This window comes from Pantoea sp. SS70 (assembly GCF_029866845.1).
In the GTDB taxonomy this organism is placed as follows: domain Bacteria; phylum Pseudomonadota; class Gammaproteobacteria; order Enterobacterales; family Enterobacteriaceae; genus Pantoea; species Pantoea leporis.
This window is the reverse complement of record NZ_CP117199.1, coordinates 3680335-3696173: the sequence shown is the minus strand read 5'-3', so window position 1 is coordinate 3696173 and position 15839 is coordinate 3680335. Positions and strand designations below refer to the sequence as shown.

General features: G+C 55.6%; 13 protein-coding genes. 7 read left to right on the top strand and 6 right to left on the bottom strand.

The annotated features are described in order from the left end of the window. Positions 1-238 precede the first annotated feature (238 nt). Entirely contained in the window at positions 239-985 is a 747-nt protein-coding gene (gene cysQ / locus PO881_RS16945) for a 3'(2'),5'-bisphosphate nucleotidase CysQ (RefSeq protein ID WP_101762878.1), read from the top strand. A gap of 35 nt (positions 986-1020) precedes the next feature. On the opposite strand, the gene PO881_RS16940 is transcribed toward cysQ, so the two are convergent. Continuing rightward, a complete protein-coding gene (locus tag PO881_RS16940; RefSeq protein ID WP_101762879.1) occupies positions 1021-1584 on the bottom strand; it encodes a YtfJ family protein in 564 nt (187 codons plus the stop codon). Between the two features lie 313 nt (positions 1585-1897). On the opposite strand from PO881_RS16940, the gene PO881_RS16935 reads away from it, so the two are divergent. Next, a complete protein-coding gene (locus PO881_RS16935; RefSeq protein WP_007892150.1) occupies positions 1898-2104 on the top strand; it encodes a DUF1107 domain-containing protein in 207 nt (68 codons plus the stop codon). 64 nt (positions 2105-2168) lie between these two features. Here PO881_RS16935 and PO881_RS16930 read toward each other — a convergent pair whose 3' ends face one another. Beyond that, on the bottom strand, positions 2169-3518 hold the full coding sequence (locus PO881_RS16930) for a hemolysin family protein (protein WP_101762880.1): 1350 nt from the start codon (positions 3516-3518) through the stop codon (positions 2169-2171). A gap of 451 nt (positions 3519-3969) precedes the next feature. Between PO881_RS16930 and PO881_RS16925 the strand changes: the two genes are divergently transcribed. Genes PO881_RS16925 through PO881_RS16915 form a run of 3 tightly spaced genes read left to right on the top strand, consistent with a single transcriptional unit; the run spans position 3970 to position 9832 of the window. Next, a complete protein-coding gene (locus tag PO881_RS16925; protein WP_280172131.1) occupies positions 3970-5709 on the top strand; it encodes an autotransporter assembly complex family protein in 1740 nt (579 codons plus the stop codon). Then, positions 5706-9476 (top strand): translocation/assembly module TamB domain-containing protein, encoded by a 3771-nt coding sequence (locus PO881_RS16920; RefSeq protein WP_280172130.1) that lies wholly within the window; start codon positions 5706-5708, stop codon positions 9474-9476. Before PO881_RS16925 ends, PO881_RS16920 begins: the two co-directional genes overlap by 4 nt. 2 nt (positions 9477-9478) lie before the next feature. Next, positions 9479-9832 carry a gamma-glutamylcyclotransferase gene (locus PO881_RS16915; RefSeq protein ID WP_101762883.1) on the top strand — a complete coding sequence of 118 codons (354 nt, stop codon included), beginning with the start codon at positions 9479-9481 and terminating at the stop codon, positions 9830-9832. Positions 9833-9885: 53 nt separating this feature from the next. Here PO881_RS16915 and ppa read toward each other — a convergent pair whose 3' ends face one another. The 3 genes from ppa to PO881_RS16900 all read right to left on the bottom strand — a co-directional run bounded on the left by ppa (position 9886) and on the right by PO881_RS16900 (position 11450). Then, positions 9886-10416 (bottom strand): inorganic diphosphatase, encoded by a 531-nt coding sequence (gene ppa / locus PO881_RS16910; RefSeq protein WP_007892166.1) that lies wholly within the window; start codon positions 10414-10416, stop codon positions 9886-9888. A gap of 100 nt (positions 10417-10516) precedes the next feature. Further along, the gene (locus tag PO881_RS16905) at positions 10517-10966 is read right to left on the bottom strand and encodes a DUF441 domain-containing protein (protein WP_008103576.1); all 450 of its coding nucleotides are present in this window, start codon (positions 10964-10966) and stop codon (positions 10517-10519) included. A gap of 70 nt (positions 10967-11036) precedes the next feature. Next, positions 11037-11450: a lysozyme inhibitor LprI family protein gene (locus PO881_RS16900; protein ID WP_101762885.1), complete on the bottom strand. Its 414-nt coding sequence runs from the start codon at positions 11448-11450 to the stop codon at positions 11037-11039. Between the two features lie 169 nt (positions 11451-11619). Between PO881_RS16900 and PO881_RS16895 the strand changes: the two genes are divergently transcribed. Continuing rightward, positions 11620-13191 carry a methyl-accepting chemotaxis protein gene (locus tag PO881_RS16895; RefSeq protein WP_192412243.1) on the top strand — a complete coding sequence of 524 codons (1572 nt, stop codon included), beginning with the start codon at positions 11620-11622 and terminating at the stop codon, positions 13189-13191. Positions 13192-13243: 52 nt separating this feature from the next. Here the strand turns inward: PO881_RS16895 and fbp are convergent, their stop codons facing one another. Further along, positions 13244-14251, bottom strand: coding sequence for a class 1 fructose-bisphosphatase (fbp, locus tag PO881_RS16890; protein WP_008103565.1), 1008 nt, complete (start codon positions 14249-14251; stop codon positions 13244-13246). Positions 14252-14417: 166 nt separating this feature from the next. Here fbp and mpl point away from each other — a divergent pair, with 166 nt between their 5' ends. Further along, a complete protein-coding gene (gene mpl, locus PO881_RS16885) occupies positions 14418-15773 on the top strand; it encodes a UDP-N-acetylmuramate:L-alanyl-gamma-D-glutamyl-meso-diaminopimelate ligase (protein WP_137386589.1) in 1356 nt (451 codons plus the stop codon). Positions 15774-15839 lie beyond the last annotated feature (66 nt).

Here is a 15839-nt window from a genome sequence, read left to right as displayed (position 1 = left end):
AATTATCATTTCAATTTGTGATGAAGCTCGGACTTTCATCCAATATCTCCCGCCGGGCCGCGCTAAAAGCGCATTCAGCATCCCGCCATAGCCGCCGATGATGAACTATGGTATTGATATTCAAATAGATTGCCGTAGCAGACAGCACAGTCGCAGGCTGTTGAATGACAACTGCTAAAATAAGGACAGATTGGCGGTTGGTGTCTGACAGGCAGAATCAGCGGAAAAGAGGTAAAGAATGTTAGATAAAATTTGTCAGCTGGCGCGTGATGCGGGCGATGCCATTATGCAGGTATATAACGGCGCAGAGCCGGTTGACGTGACCCGTAAGTCGGATGATTCTCCCGTTACCGCGGCCGATCTCGCGGCGCATCGCGTGATTGTGCAAGGTCTGACGGCGCTTTCGCCGGGGGTGCCGGTGCTATCTGAAGAGGATCCCCCGAGCTGGGACGTGCGTCAGCACTGGCAGAAATACTGGCTGGTCGATCCGCTCGATGGCACCAAAGAGTTCATCAAGCGCAACGGCGAGTTTACAGTCAACATTGCGCTGATCGAAAATGGCAAACCGGTATTGGGCGTGGTTTATGCGCCCGTGCTGGGCGTGATGTACTCGGCGGCTGAGGGTAAAGCCTGGAAAGAAGAGAACGGCCAGCAGACGCAGATTCATGCGCGTGAAGCGCGTCCACCATTAGTGGTGGTTAGCCGTTCGCATTTTGAGAGCGATACCGAGTTGCAGGAGTATTTGCACCAGCTCGGCGAGCATCAAACCACCGCGATTGGTTCATCGCTGAAGTTCTGTCTGGTAGCTGAAGGCAGCGCGCAACTCTATCCGCGCTTCGGGCCCACTAACATCTGGGATACCGGCGCAGGCCATGCGGTGGCGATTGCGGCTGGTGCGCATGTGCATGACTGGCAGGGGAAAACGCTGGATTACACGCCGCGAGAATCTTTCCTTAATCCCGGTTTCCGCGTTTCGCTGTTTTAAGATTTCATCGGGTCGCCATTGACGGCGACCTCCACTTACTTCTGCAACAACTCGTGAATTAACTTCATCGCCTGCTGCACTTCGTCCTGCGTCAGCGGACCATCTTTGACGTAGCGCACATGTGCGGTGTTATCCAGCACCACAATCGCGGATCCGCCTTTCTCCAGCTGCCAGGCCTGACGCGCGCTGCCGTTGCTATCGACGATAAACTGCGACCATGGGAACTGCTGCTTATTGCTCTCAAGGCTGCTGCGCACGAACATGCCGGTGCCCGGAATCGCATCGTCGGTATTGACGATAGTAGTGGTTTGATAACGATCGTGCGGCAGATGCGCAGCTTTGATGGCTTCAATTAACGCCGCATTCTGCTCTTTAGCAGAAGAGCGCCCGGCAATATGCAGGATAACGCGAACTTTTCCGCTTAGCTGCGCGCTATTCCAGGATTTGTAGCTAAACTTATCTTCATCTTGTTGATAAACCAGCTCTCCTTTGTCGTTAACGCCAACGGCTGGCACGCGTTCACCCAGTTTGAAGGCATGTGCCGCAGCCAGGCCCGGCAGCAAGAGTGCCAGTGCTATCACAGTGTGTCTCAAACGCATTTATTACTCTCCTTGGTGATCCGACCAGTTGTTCATGTTCCTGCAATATTAGGCGTGGATGATGCGTCTGTCGCAATGAGTTAACAGGTTTGCAACCTATGCCACAATTCCATAATGAGTGAAGGTTTATACTGGGTTTAGTGAGGCTGATAACAGAGTATTCTGTAATGATGTGTCAATTCAGTAAATAATTCACCTTTTCGGAACACGGCTAAGAAAGGATGCTCTATAGTTATGCCTCATTTGCGCTTCACGGGTTCGTACCAAATTTGGTGACGACGGAGCGTATTAAACATTTTAGGAGTTAAACAGCATGAAGATCTTCCAGCGCTATAATCCGCTGCAAATTGCGAAATATGTCAAAACGCTATTTAGAGGAAGGTTGTACATCAAGGACGTGGGCGCGTTCGAGTTTGATAAGGGCAAAGTGATGTTGCCGCGTGTCAAAGATAAACAGCATCTTAGCGTGATGTCAGAAATCAATCGCCAGGTGCTGCGGCTGCAAGCCGAGTACAACTAAGTAAGCATAAGAAAGGGCGCCGATGGCGCCCTCAGTTTTTAGTGCGGTTGTTGGCTTGTCGCCATCAATTGCGATCCTGGGACGACTCAGATTCATCCACCGTATTTTTGTTCACATTCAGCACCGGCGGGCGTTCATCAATACGCGTAACCAGCAGCTGGTCGATACGGTAGCTATCAATATCCACCACTTCAAACTTGTAGCCGGAAAACTTCACAAAGTCGGTACGCTTCGGAATCTTGCGCAGCATGTACATCATGAAGCCGCCGATGGTTTCATAATTGCCAGACTGCGGGAAATCATCGATATCCAGCACGCGCATCACGTCATCAATTGGCGTGCCGCCTTCGACCAGCCATGAGTTCTCATCGCGCGCGACAATCTGCTCTTCCTGACCTTGACCCACCAAATCGCCCATCAACGTGGTCATCACATCATTCAGCGTAATGATGCCCACCACCAGCGCGTATTCGTTCATGATCACCGCGAAGTCTTCACCAGCGGTTTTGAAGCTCTCCAGCGCTTCAGAAAGCGTCAGCGTATCCGGCACAATCAGCGCTGAACGAATCTGTACGCCGCTGTTCAGCGTCAGGCTTTGATTGCCGAGTACACGCAGCAGCAGCTCTTTGGAATCGACATAGCCGACGATGTGGTCGATATCGCCATCGCAGACGATGAATTTCGAGTGCGGATGCTGGGCGATTTTGGTTTTCAGCGTAGTTTCATCTTCGTGCAAATCGAACCACACCACGTTCTCGCGCGAGGTCATTGATGACGGCACGGTACGCGATTCCAGCTCAAACACGTTCTCAATCAGCTCATGTTCCTGCTTACGCAGCACGCCCGCCAGCGCACCGGCTTCCACCACCGCATAGATATCGTCGGAGGTGATGTCGTCTTTACGCACCATCGGCAGTTTGAACAGACGGAAGAAGACGTTCGCCAGGCCGTTGAACAGCCACACCAGCGGACGTAGCACCACCAGGCAGAAGCGCATCGGGTTGATGATGCGCAGCGCTACGGCTTCCGGTGCAATCATGCCGACGCGTTTTGGCGTCAGGTCAGCAAACAGAATGAACAAGCTGGTCACGATGGTGAAGGAGCAGATAAAACTGAGCTGTTCAGCCAATTCGGGTGCCATGATGCGGCTGAATAAGCTATTAAAGGCGGGCGAAAACGCCGCATCGCCGACGATACCGCCGAGGATCGCCACGGCATTCAGGCCAATCTGCACTACGGTGAAGAACATGCCAGGTTGTTCCTGCATCTTCAGCACGCGCTGGGCATTGATATTGCCTTCGTCAGCCAGCAGCTTCAGTTTGATCTTACGGGCGGCGGCCAGCGAGATCTCCGAAAGGGAGAAAAATGAACTGATGACTATCAGTAAAAGAATGACAAGTAAGCTATCGAGCATAAAAGGTCCGTTGGGTTAATCACTTGTCATTTTTGGCCTGGGCAGCGCGGGAATGGGCGTACGTCCGGTACTTGCCAGTCAAACAGGCTATCCGTGCCAAAAATGTCTGCGCCATTTCGACAAGATAAGGTTAACGTCGGGGCAGAAAGGGTGCAGGCGAGGCCTGCTGGTCGCTGATTATAGCAGCAGCGCTTATCATGCCGCTATAGGCGCGCATCAGGGGGTCGGATTAATCTGAGTGAACGTCATTCGCGAGCTTAAGAATCGCCTTGGTTGTTGTATCGTTTAGCACATTTACCCACAATAGGTCACAATTTGGCTTAGTCGCTGAATTTGCGCCAGTGGGGGGAAAAGAGCGGCTATGCTGATGGGTACACGCGCGCTGGCGATACCCTTCCAGAGAATAAACGCCCCTGCGGAATAGGGGCCGGCATTATTAACAGGAGTACGTGTGCCACGATTTCATATTTATTGTTTGGCCAGCCTGTTGCTTGCTGCACCTGCCGTTGAGGCAGCCAAAGTGCGCTTGCAGCTGGACGGTCTTAGCGGGGATTTGCAAAAGAACGTCAGGGCACGCTTGTCCACCATCGGCAGTGACGAGGTGTCGAACGACGGCCGTTTCCGCGCGCGCGTTGCGGAAGCGATCAAAGAAGGCCTGCGGGCGCTGGGTTATTACGAACCGGAGATCGATTTTGAATCGCGCCCGGCACCGCTGCAAGGTGGTCGTCCGGTATTGATCGCACACGTTAAGCCCGGCGAACCGGTCAAGATCGGCGGCAGCACCATTGTGATCGAAGGTGAAGCCCGCACCGACAAGGATTACCAAGCCTGGGTCAAACAGGGCACGCCGAAAGTCGGTACACAGCTGAATCACGGCGCCTATGACAAATTTAAAAACGGCTTCTCCAGCCTGGCATTGCGTAATGGTTACTTCGACGGTGACTTTAAGCAAAGCCAGCTTGGCGTTTCGGTTGAACGGCGCGAAGCCTTCTGGGACATCAATTACGATAGCGGCCCGCGCTACCGTTTCGGTGATGTCGGTTTCCAGGGCTCGCAAATCGACGAAGCCTATCTGCAAAATCTGGTGCCGTTCAAAAAGGGCGATTACTACAGCTCGCGCGATCTGGCCGAACTTAACCGCCGTTTGTCGGCGACCGGCTGGTTCAACTCGGTGGTGGTCGCGCCTGAGTTTGATAAAGGTCGTCAAAGCAAAGTGCTGCCGCTGAATGCGGTGGTATCGCCACGCGTGGAAAACACCATTGAAACCGGCGTCGGTTACTCCACCGATGTCGGGCCGCGCATTAAAGGCACGTGGAAAAAACCGTGGATTAACAGCAGCGGCCACAGCCTGGCCGCCAGCGCCTACGTTTCTGCGCCGGAGCAGCAGCTCGATCTCAGCTACAAAGTCCCGCTGCTGAAAAGTCCGCTGGAGCAGTATTACACCTTCTCCGGCGGTGTGAAGCGTACCGATCTCAACGACACCAAAGCCGATACCACCACGCTGGCGATGTCGCGAAACTGGGACAGCAGCAGCGGCTGGCAGAAGGCAATCAACCTGCGCTGGAGCCTCGATCACTTTACCCAGGCCAGCGTGACCAACACCACTATGCTGCTCTATCCGGGCGTTAGCCTGAACCGCACCCGTTCGCGCGGCGGTCTGATGCCAACGTGGGGCGATTCGCAGCGCTACTCGGTCGACGTGTCGGATACCACATGGGGTTCGGACGTTGATTTCGTCATCATGCAGGCGCAAAACGTCTGGATTCGCACGCTCGCCGATAAGCATCGCTTTGTGGCGCGCGGCAATGTGGGCTGGATCGAAACCAACGACTTCGACAAAGTGCCGCCGGATCTGCGCTTCTTCGCCGGTGGCGATCGCAGCATTCGCGGCTACAAATACAAAGACGTATCGCCACGTGATGATAACGGCAAGCTGACCGGCGCCTCGAAAATGGCCACCGGCTCGCTTGAATATCAATACAACGTGACCGGCAAATGGTGGGGCGCGGTGTTCGTCGATTCCGGTGAAGCGGTCAACGACATCAAGCAGAGCAACCTGAAAACCGGCGCCGGCTTCGGCGTGCGCTGGTCTTCTCCGGTCGGGCCGATCAAGTTTGATATCGCGCGGCCGATTGGCGACGACAAGGAGCATGGATTGCAATTTTATGTAGGATTGGGGCCTGAACTATGAAGCTGTGGAAAAAGGTCCTGATTGGCATCGGTATTTTTCTGGTGCTGCTGTTGGGCAGCATCGCGTTTCTGGTGGGCACCACGCCGGGTTTGCATCTGCTGCTGAAAGGCGCCGATCGCTGGGTGCCAGGTTTGTCGATCAAACAGGTGGAAGGTGGCTGGCGCGATCTAACGCTAAGCGGCGTGAAGTATGAAATGCCGGGCGTCAGTGTGGATGCCGGACGTTTCCACCTGGCGCTGAATCTCAACTGCCTGCTGCATTCGTCGGTGTGTGTCAATGACATCGCGCTGCAGGATGTCAGCGTGGTGGTCGATAGCAAAAAAATGGCACCGGCCAGCGCCCCGCCGCCGGAAGAGGAGAGCGGCAGCACCAATCTCAGCACGCCGTATCCCATCACGCTCAGCAAAGTCGGGCTGCATAACATCAACGTTAAAGTGGATGACACCGCAATTTCCCTGCTCGACTTTACCAGCGGCCTACAGTGGCAGGATCGCGCACTGACGCTGACGCCAACCCATATCCAAAGCCTGCTGATTGCGCTGCCGAAAGCGGCCAAGGTGGTTGATGAGCAGGTGGTGCAGCCAAAAGTGCAGCAGCCGCAGCCGGATGAACAGCCGCTGGGCGAAACGCTGCAGGCGATGTTCGCTAAGCCGCTATTACCAGAGATGCCAGACTTCCAGCTGCCGCTGGATATCACCGTGCAGGAACTGTTGGGCGAACAGCTGCGCATCACCGGCGATACCGACATCTCAATCACGCGTCTGCTGTTAAAAGCCAAAACCGCCGATCGTCATCTCCAGCTGGAAACCTTTGATGTCGATTCGCCGCAAGGGCAGGTGAACGCCAGCGGTGAAGCGACGTTGGCCGATAACTGGCCGGTAAATTTTGCGCTGAACGGCACGCTCAATCTCGACCCAATCAAGGGCGAGAAGATCAAAATGAACCTTGCAGGCGCGATGCGTGACGAGCTGAAGCTCGGGCTGAATCTTTCCGGTCCGGTGCGTGCGCAGCTGGATGCGACCACGCAGCCTGCGGTCGCTGGTTTGCCGCTGGCGCTAAAACTCACCAGCCCGCAGCTGCGCTGGCCGCTCACCGGCGCGGTGCAGTATCAGGCGGATAATCTCGATTATCAGTTCAAAGGCAAAGCCACCGATTACGTGATGTCGCTGCGCACTGCGGTGAAAGGCGAAGGCGTGCCGCCTGCCACCATTGCGCTGGACGGCAAAGGCAACGAGCAGCAGTTCAATCTTGATAAGCTGCGCGTGGCGGCGCTGCAGGGCAATATCGATCTGACGGCGCTGGTGGACTGGAGCAAAGCCATCAGCTGGCGCAGCGAATTGACGCTGTCCGGCATCAACACCGCCAAACAGTATCCGGATTGGCCAGCGAAGCTGGAGGGCAAAATTGCCACGCGCGGCAGCTTGTACGGCGGAACCTGGCAGCTCAGCGTGCCGCAGCTGGAGCTGAAAGGAAACGTTAAGCAGAACGCGGTGAGCGCCAAAGGTACGTTGACCGGCAACAGCTACAACCAGTGGAAAGTGCCCGGCCTTAACATTGCGCTGGGTCGCAACCATCTGGACGTGAAGGGCGAGCTGGGCGACACGCTCAATCTCGACGCTAACATCGATGCGCCAAAGCTGGATAACGCGCTGCCGGGCCTGGGCGGCGTCGCCAAAGGTACCATCAAAGCACGCGGCACCTTACAAGCGCCGCAGCTGCTGGCCGATCTCACGGCTACCGGTTTGCGCTGGCAGCAGCTGCAGATCCGTCGCGTGGCGTTACAGGGCGATGTGAAATCCAGCGATCAGATCGCCGGTAAGCTGCAACTGCGCGTGGAACAATTGCAGCAGGATGCGCTGAAAGTGAACCTGTTAACGCTGAACGCCGACGGCAACGAAAAGCAGCATCAGCTGAAGCTCGAGGTACAGGGCGAACCGGTTTCCGGTCAGCTGGCGCTGAACGGCAGCTTTGATCGCAAAACCCAGCGCTGGCAGGGCAATCTCAACAACACGCGTTTCGACACGCCGGTAGGCGAATGGCGACTGACGCGGGCGATGGCGATTGATTACCTCAACAGCAAGCAGACCGCCACCATTGGGCCGCACTGCTGGCAGAACCCGAACGCGCAGCTGTGCGTACCGGAACCGATTGAAGCCGGTGCCAGCGGACATGCGCATGTGGTGCTCAATCGCTTCGATCTGGCGATGATCAAACCGTTCCTCACCGATGCCACCAAACTGAACGGCGTGTTCAGTGGTGATGCGCGCGTTAACTGGACCGCCGACGGCGCGCTGCCAACCGGCACCTTAGCGCTGAAAGGCAGCGGCGTGAAAGTGGAGCAAGACGTGCAGGGCAACAGTTTGCCTATCGCCTTCGACACGCTGAACCTGAATGCGGCGCTGCGTAACGGTCGCGCACAGCTTGACTGGCTGATCCATATCGTCAACAACGGCCAGCTGAGCGGCAATGTGCAGATCGCCGATCCTGAGAATCGGCGTCAGCTGTCGGGCAACATCGGCATCAGCAATATTTCGCTGGCAATGCTGAATCCGGCGCTGATGCAGGGCGAGAAGATCAAAGGCAACCTGAACAGCAACCTGCGTCTTGGCGGCACGCTGCAGCAGCCGCAGGTGTTTGGTCAGTTGGGGCTGAGCGATGTGGATGTCGACGGCAGCTTTATGCCGGTCGATCTCACCGCCGCCAACCTTAACATGGTGTTCAACGGCATGAGCTCAACGCTCAATGGCATGATTCAGACGGCGCAGGGCAATCTTAACCTGAGCGGCAACGCAGACTGGAGCCAGCTGGATAACTGGCGCGCGCGCGTGGCGGCGCAAGGTAGCCGTATCCGCGTTACCGTGCCGCCAATGGTGCGCATGGATGTCTCGCCGGATCTGGTGTTTGCAGCCACGCCGGCCGCGTTCAGCCTCGACGGCAAAGTGGATATTCCGTGGGCGCGCATTACCGTGCAGGAAGTGCCGGAAAGCGCCACCGGCGTCTCCTCTGATGAAGTGATGCTGGATCAAAATCTCAAGCCGATTCAGCCGAAAACGGCGGCGATTCCGATCAACAGCAATCTGGTGATCCACGTCGGTAATGATGTGCGGCTCTCGGCGTTTGGCCTAAAAGCCAGGCTGAATGGCGATCTCAAACTGGTGCAGGATAAAAACGGCCTCGGCTTGAATGGCCAGATCAACATCCCATCCGGCCGCTTCCACGCTTATGGTCAGGATCTGCTGGTGCGTAAAGGTGAGCTGCAATTCGCCGGACCGCCGGACCAGCCTTACGTCAATCTCGAGGCGATCCGTAATCCTGAGGCCACTGAAGACGATGTCACCGCCGGATTACGGGTAACCGGGCTGGCGGATGAGCCGAAAGTGGAAGTGTTCTCCGATCCGGCGATGTCACAGCAGGAAGCGCTTTCTTACCTGTTACGTGGTCAGGGACTCAACAGCGATGGCGACAGCAACGCATTAACTTCCGCGCTGGTGGGATTGGGGGTTGCGCAAAGTGGTCAGGTTGTGGGTAAAATCGGCGAGACCTTCGGTGTCAGTAATCTCGCGGTTGATACCGCTGGCGTAGGCGATAGCCAGCAGGTGCAGGTGAGTGGTTACGTGTTGCCGGGTCTACAAGTAAAATACGGTGTTGGCATATTTGATTCACTGGCGACCTTAACCTTGCGTTATCGCCTGATGCCCAAACTCTATTTAGAAGCCGTGTCGGGTCTCGATCAGGCACTGGATCTGCTCTATCAGTTTGAGTTTTAGCAATGCGAATAATTGTCTATGGCAGTTTACGGCGCAAACAGGGAAACAGTCATTGGATGACGAATGCGCAGTGGCTCGGCGACCATCAGATTGTGGGGTTTGATCTCTACAATCTGGGTCACTATCCGGGCGTGGTGGAAGGAGAAGGCAGCGTTTATTGCGAGGTGTATCGCATTGACGCCAGCACGCTCGGCGAACTTGATGCCTTGCGCACCAAAAATGGCGAATACAAACGCCAGCTTATTCAGACGCCTTACGGCAGTGCCTGGCTGTATGTCTATCAGCGTTCAGTCGCGGGTCGCACGCATATCGCGAGCGGTGACTGGTTAAGGCGAGATGGCGAAACAGAGGCATAAATAAAAACACCGTCCATTGGACGGTGTTTTTTTATGCGTGGCAGAAAAGAATCTTATTTCTTCTGCGCACGCTCGTAAGAGGCGATGATTTCAGCTTTGGCCGCTTCTGCGTTGTCCCAGCCATCAACCTTCACCCATTTGCCTTTTTCCAGATCTTTGTAGTGCTCGAAGAAGTGGGTGATCTGCGCTTTCAGCAGTTCTGGCAGGTCGTTCACATCTTTGATGTGATCGTACTCTTTGCTCAGCTTGGTGTGCGGCACCGCAACCAGTTTGGCATCTTCGCCAGACTCGTCGGTCATTTTCAGCACGCCGACGGGACGGCAGCGGATCACTGAGCCCGGTACCAGCGGATAAGGGGTTGGCACCAGCACGTCAACCGGGTCACCATCCAGAGACAGGGTGTGGTTGATGTAGCCGTAGTTGCACGGATAGAACATGGCGGTAGACATGAAACGGTCTACAAACAGGGCGCCAGACTCTTTGTCGACTTCATATTTGATCGGATCGGCGTTAGCCGGGATCTCAATGACAACGTAGATATCTTCTGGCAACTCTTTACCTGCAGGCACCTGGTTCAAACTCATCTGGCTTTCCTTCATTAGTCATATGTTGAGTGACGGCTATTATAGCCAACTGACTCTGAAAGTATGCCCCCTTTTTGGCGTTTCGGAATGCTCCAACCCGCTACTTCGCCGTGACAAACAGCGAGACGATCCCCGCCGCAATCAGTGGTCCAACCGGCACACCACGGAAGAAGGCCACGCCAATCACCGTACCAATCAACAGCCCACCAATCACCGACGGCTGCACGCTCATAAAGTTCACGCCGCGTCCGCCCAGCCAGGCAACGAAAACCCCCACCACAATCGCGATAATCGATTGCCAGTTGGCGAACGATTTCAACAGCGAAGAAGCCGGCAGCGTACCGCTGGCCAGCGGCGCCATCACCGCAACGGTGAGGATGATGATGCCAATCTGAATGCCCTGTTTTTCCACATAGGGAAAGAATTGCGACAGCGGGGTGAGCTTGATCGCCAGCAGGATCAGAATCGAGATGGTAACGGCGCTGTTATGAACGAAATAGCTGAGGACGGCGAGGCAAACAAGAATAATGGTGGAGGCATAAGCAGCCATGGTTTCTCCCTGCAGATTAATGGGCGCGCTGGCCGATGCCAGCGCTAAGCGTATTAAACGCTTACATTAATCAACAATCGTCGGGGTTGGCGCAACTGCCTTTGTTAATTGATTGCAACATCAGCGCCTGATTACGCACCAGACTGACGCCCTGCGCACCAACTGACAGCGCGGCCATCGTGCCCTGGCTGCTAACAAAATAGCTGCGGCTGGCATCCAGCCAACTGTCGCGATAGGTCAGCCACGCGCGCTGGGCGCTGCGCAATTTGTCTTTAGGTGCGCCGGTTAATTTTTTCATCGCTTGGGTGTACTGCGCGTTCATCTCTTTATCCCAGGCTTTATTGGCGGTGCCGTAGCATTGAGACATGCCGGCGGTGCTGGATTCCTTATTCAGACACTGATCGAGCTGCTGATCGATAGGGTTTTGTTGCGCCGCCGCAAAACCACTGACCAACAAACACGCCATCGGGAGCCATTTTTTCATCGTTTCATTCCTTAAATTTTGCTGGGGCAGAGTTCAGTAAAAATGAAGTCTGGATGATCGTCAGCCAGTTGACCATCAACAATGGATAAAGTTTCCGCGATCAACTGCCGATAATCTTTCCGTTTTAGGGCCAGCGGATTTCTGCCTTTTCTTGCAAACGGGGATAATCATGTTCAAACAGCTATCAATTCGTACTGCATTACTCACGCTTTTGGCTTTTATGACGCTGCTGCTGCTGGCAGTCAGCGCGATGGGCATCTCTGCCATCAACGCAGGCAATCAATCACTGGATGCCATTAACCGCATTCAGGGAATTGAACTGAACAGTTTGTACCAAAGCAATGCCGACCTCATGCGCGCGCGCGGCAGCGCCGCATTGGCCGTGCGCAAAATCGAAATCGGATTACTGGAGGACGGCGCCAGCGTCACCAAACAAGCTGAGGAGGATGTCACCAGTTCCCAGCGTCATCTGAAAGCCTTTATTGATGCCGGGACGGTAACGGCTCAGGGTAAAATCCTCGCCGATGCCGTGGCTACTTCGTTCGCTGCCTATCATAAGGGCGCCATCGTGCCGATGATGGATGCGTTGCAAAAGCAGTATACCGACGAATATTACCAGGTTTTGGAAGGCAACCTCTCAACGCTGGCAAGCAACTACGCGAAAGCCGTGCATGATTTTGCCGTTTATGCTGATGAAGTCTCAGCTACACGTCTGGCGCAAGCTGCACACAATGAGTGGCAGATGAAAATCATGATTGGCGTGGCGATGGCGTTGACGCTATTGCTGATCGTCATTGCCTGGCAACTGCTGCGTCGTCTGCTGCTGCGTCCACTTGATGGCGCGATTGTGCATCTGGAGCAAATTGCGGCCGGCGATTTATCCCAGCCGCTGCCCGCAGCAGGAAAGAGTGAATTAGGCCGTCTCAATCAGGCGCTGGCGAATATGCAGCTGGCGCTCAGCAGTTCGGTCAGTCAGGTGCGCGAAGCCAGCTTGCAGATTGACGTGGGAAGCCGCGAGTTAGCGGCGGGCACCGTGCATCTCTCGCAGCGTACCGAAGAGTCCGCCGCTTCGCTGGAGCAAACCGCGGCCAGCATGGAACAGCTTACCGCCACCGTGCGTCTCAATGCCAGCAACGCCAAAGAGGCCAATCAGCTCGCCAGCAATGTCTCCGACAGTGCCGATCGCGGTGCCGAAGTGGTCGGCTACGTGATGGAGAAGATGCAGGAGATCACCCAAAGCGCCAATCGCATTGGCGACATCCTCAGCGTGATTGATGGCATTGCCTTCCAGACCAACATCCTGGCACTGAACGCTGCGGTTGAAGCCGCGCGAGCCGGTGAACAAGGGCGCGGTTTTGCCGTGGTCGCTAATGAAGTGCGCACGCTGGCTGGTCGCAGCGCCACCGCCGCCAAAGAGATCCGCGAGCTCATCGCAGAATCGCAGACGCGGGTGCAAGAGGGCAGCGATATGGCCACGCGCGCCGGTGAAACCATGGATGAGATCTCCAGCGAAGTGATGCGCGTGACTACGCTGATGAAAGAGATCTCCATTGCTTCGGAAGAGCAGAGTCGCGGTATTGAGCAGGTAAATCAGGCGGTGACGCAAATGGATGAAGCCGCGCAGCAGAACGCCGCGTTAGTCGAAGAAGCCAGCGCTGCCACCCAATCGCTGGAAGCGCAGTCGCAGCAGTTGCAGGATTCGATGGCGCAATTCCGCGTAGTCGCGGCGCTGCCTTCGTAGGCAGCAACAAAAAAGCCCGCACGGAGGCGGGCTTTGCACAGCGGGAAAAGACTTAGGCTGAATGGTCGTCAGGATATTCACGGATAAAGCGTTCAACGTCGCCCACCATTGCGTCGTTGCCGCAGAAGAACGGGCAGCGCTGATGCAGCGTTTCTGGCTGGATGTCGAGGATGCGATTGGCACCATCGCTGGCTTTACCGCCCGCTTGCTCCGCCAGGAAGGCCATTGGGTTGCATTCGTACAGCAGACGCAGCTTGCCTTTCGGGTGGCTGGCGGTGCTTGGATAGAGATAGATGCCGCCTTTCAGCAGGTTACGGTGGAAGTCGGCCACCAGTGAACCAATGTAGCGCGAGGTATACGGGCGCTTGGTGGCGATATCTTCTTCCTGGCAGAACTTCAGGTATTTCTTCACACCCTGCGGGAAGCGAATGTAGTTACCTTCGTTGATCGAGTAGGTGTAACCCTTCTCCGGGAAGGTCATGCGCTCGTGGCTCAGGCAGAATACGCCGAGCGACGGATCGTAAGTAAACGCATGCACGCCCACGCCGGTGGTGTAAACCATCATGGTCGAAGAACCGTAAACCACGTAACCCGCGGCAACCTGCTTGTTGCCCGGCTGCATGAAGTCGGCTTCGGTGATTGGCGTGCCCGGCTCGCTGATGCGATGGTAGATAGAGAAAATGGTGCCGACGGAAACGTTAACGTCGATGTTTGAAGAACCGTCCAGCGGATCCATTAATACAACGTATTTGCCATTCTCAGAGCCTTCAAAGATGACGAACTCGTCTTCTTCTTCCGACGCGATACCGGCCACCACGCCGCGTGCTTTCAGGGCGGCTTTCAGCTTTTCGTTGGCAAACAGATCAAGCTTCATCTGCTGCTCACCCTGCACGTTTTCCACGCCGCTGGCACCCAGAATATCCACCAGACCCGCTTTGTTGATGTCGCGGTGGATAATTTTAGCGCCAAGCTTAATGGAAGAAATCAGCGCCGTCAGTTCACCTGTGGCGTGTGGAAAGTCGTGTTGCTTCTCGACGATGAATTCGCCTAACGTTTTCATAACACATTCCCTGCATCTACGATGGAGTGGCAGCAGCTGTAACAAGCTACCAACGTATGAGCGCAGTTTAGCCGATTGAACTTTAAAAACCATAGTCCTAATCCGTTTCTTCCCTCTCAACTCGGCGTTACACTGTGCGCCGAACTTTTGAGTAATGGATCTCTTTATGCGTATTCACATCCTCGGGATTTGTGGCACTTTCATGGGCGGACTGGCGATGCTGGCGCGCTCGCTGGGACACGAAGTGACCGGCTCAGACGCCAATGTCTATCCGCCGATGAGCACGTTGCTGGAACAGCAAGGCATTGAATTGACTGAAGGTTACGATGCCAGCCAGCTCGATCCGCAACCGGATCTGGTGATCATTGGTAACGCGATGACGCGCGGCAATCCTTGTGTCGAAGCGGTACTGGAACGCAACATTCCCTACCTCTCCGGCCCGCAATGGCTGCACGATTTCGTCCTGCGCGATCGTTGGGTGCTGGCGGTGGCGGGAACCCACGGCAAAACCACCACAGCCGGCATGGCAGCGTGGATTCTCGAGGCCTGCGGCCTGGAACCGGGCTTTATCATCGGTGGTGTGCCAGGAAACTTCGAGGTTTCGGCAAAATTAGGAAAAAGTCCATTCTTCGTCATCGAAGCGGATGAGTACGACAGCGCGTTCTTCGACAAGCGTTCCAAGTTTGTGCATTACTGCCCGCGCACGCTGATCCTCAACAACCTCGAATTCGATCACGCGGATATCTTTGACGATCTGCGCGCCATCCAGAAGCAGTTCCATCATTTGATCCGTATCGTGCCGGGCCAGGGCAAGATCCTGCTGCCGGAGCACGACAACAACATCAAGCAAGTGATGGCGATGGGCTGCTGGAGCGAGCAGGAAACGGTGGGCGATAACGGTCACTGGCAGGCGAAAAAGTTGACGCCGGACTCTTCACATTGGGAGATCTGGCTCGACGGCGAGAAAGTCGGCGAAGTGAACTGGGCGCTGGTGGGCGAGCACAACATGCATAATGGCCTGATGGCGATTGCGGCGGCGCGTCATGTTGGGGTGAAACCGGTGGATGCCGGTGAAGCGTTGAGCAGCTTCATCAATGCGCGTCGTCGTCTCGAACTGCGCGGTGAAGTGAACGCCATCAAGGTGTACGACGATTTCGCTCACCATCCTACCGCGATTCTCGCCACGCTGGCGGCGCTGCGCAGCAAAGTGGGCGGCACCGCACGCATTCTGGCGGTGCTGGAGCCGCGCTCAAATACCATGAAGATGGGGGTGAGCAAGAACGAGTTAGCGCCATCGCTGGGCCGCGCAGACGAAGTGTTCCTGTTCCAGCCGCACCATATTCCGTGGCAGGTTTCCGATGTCGCTGAGGCGTGCATTCAGCCAGCGCAGTGGAGCGCGGATATCGATACGCTGGTGGAAATGGTGGCGAAGAAAGCCCAGCCAGGCGATTCGATCCTGGTGATGAGTAACGGCGGATTTGGTGGTATTCACCAGAAACTGCTGGAGCGGTTAGGGCGGTGATGGTGCGGGTTTTCCCCTCACCCTGGCCCTCTCCCGCAAGCGGGCGAGGGAATGTTTAGGTGGAGC

Bases quoted from the DNA above. Each gene is read 5' to 3' on its own strand.
- PO881_RS16920 (WP_280172130.1), top strand. From the start codon at position 5,706: ATGAAGCTGTGGAAAAAGGTCCTGATTGGCATCGGTATTTTTCTGGTG.
- PO881_RS16930 (WP_101762880.1), bottom strand. From the start codon at position 3,518: ATGCTCGATAGCTTACTTGTCATTCTTTTACTGATAGTCATCAGTTCA.
- fbp (WP_008103565.1), bottom strand. From the start codon at position 14,251: ATGAAAACGTTAGGCGAATTCATCGTCGAGAAGCAACACGACTTTCCA.
- PO881_RS16905 (WP_008103576.1), bottom strand. From the start codon at position 10,966: ATGGCTGCTTATGCCTCCACCATTATTCTTGTTTGCCTCGCCGTCCTC.
- mpl (WP_137386589.1), top strand. From the start codon at position 14,418: ATGCGTATTCACATCCTCGGGATTTGTGGCACTTTCATGGGCGGACTG.
- PO881_RS16935 (WP_007892150.1), top strand. From the start codon at position 1,898: ATGAAGATCTTCCAGCGCTATAATCCGCTGCAAATTGCGAAATATGTC.
- PO881_RS16900 (WP_101762885.1), bottom strand. From the start codon at position 11,450: ATGAAAAAATGGCTCCCGATGGCGTGTTTGTTGGTCAGTGGTTTTGCG.
- cysQ (WP_101762878.1), top strand. From the start codon at position 239: ATGTTAGATAAAATTTGTCAGCTGGCGCGTGATGCGGGCGATGCCATT.
- PO881_RS16940 (WP_101762879.1), bottom strand. From the start codon at position 1,584: ATGCGTTTGAGACACACTGTGATAGCACTGGCACTCTTGCTGCCGGGC.
- ppa (WP_007892166.1), bottom strand. From the start codon at position 10,416: ATGAGTTTGAACCAGGTGCCTGCAGGTAAAGAGTTGCCAGAAGATATC.
- PO881_RS16895 (WP_192412243.1), top strand. From the start codon at position 11,620: ATGTTCAAACAGCTATCAATTCGTACTGCATTACTCACGCTTTTGGCT.
- PO881_RS16915 (WP_101762883.1), top strand. From the start codon at position 9,479: ATGCGAATAATTGTCTATGGCAGTTTACGGCGCAAACAGGGAAACAGT.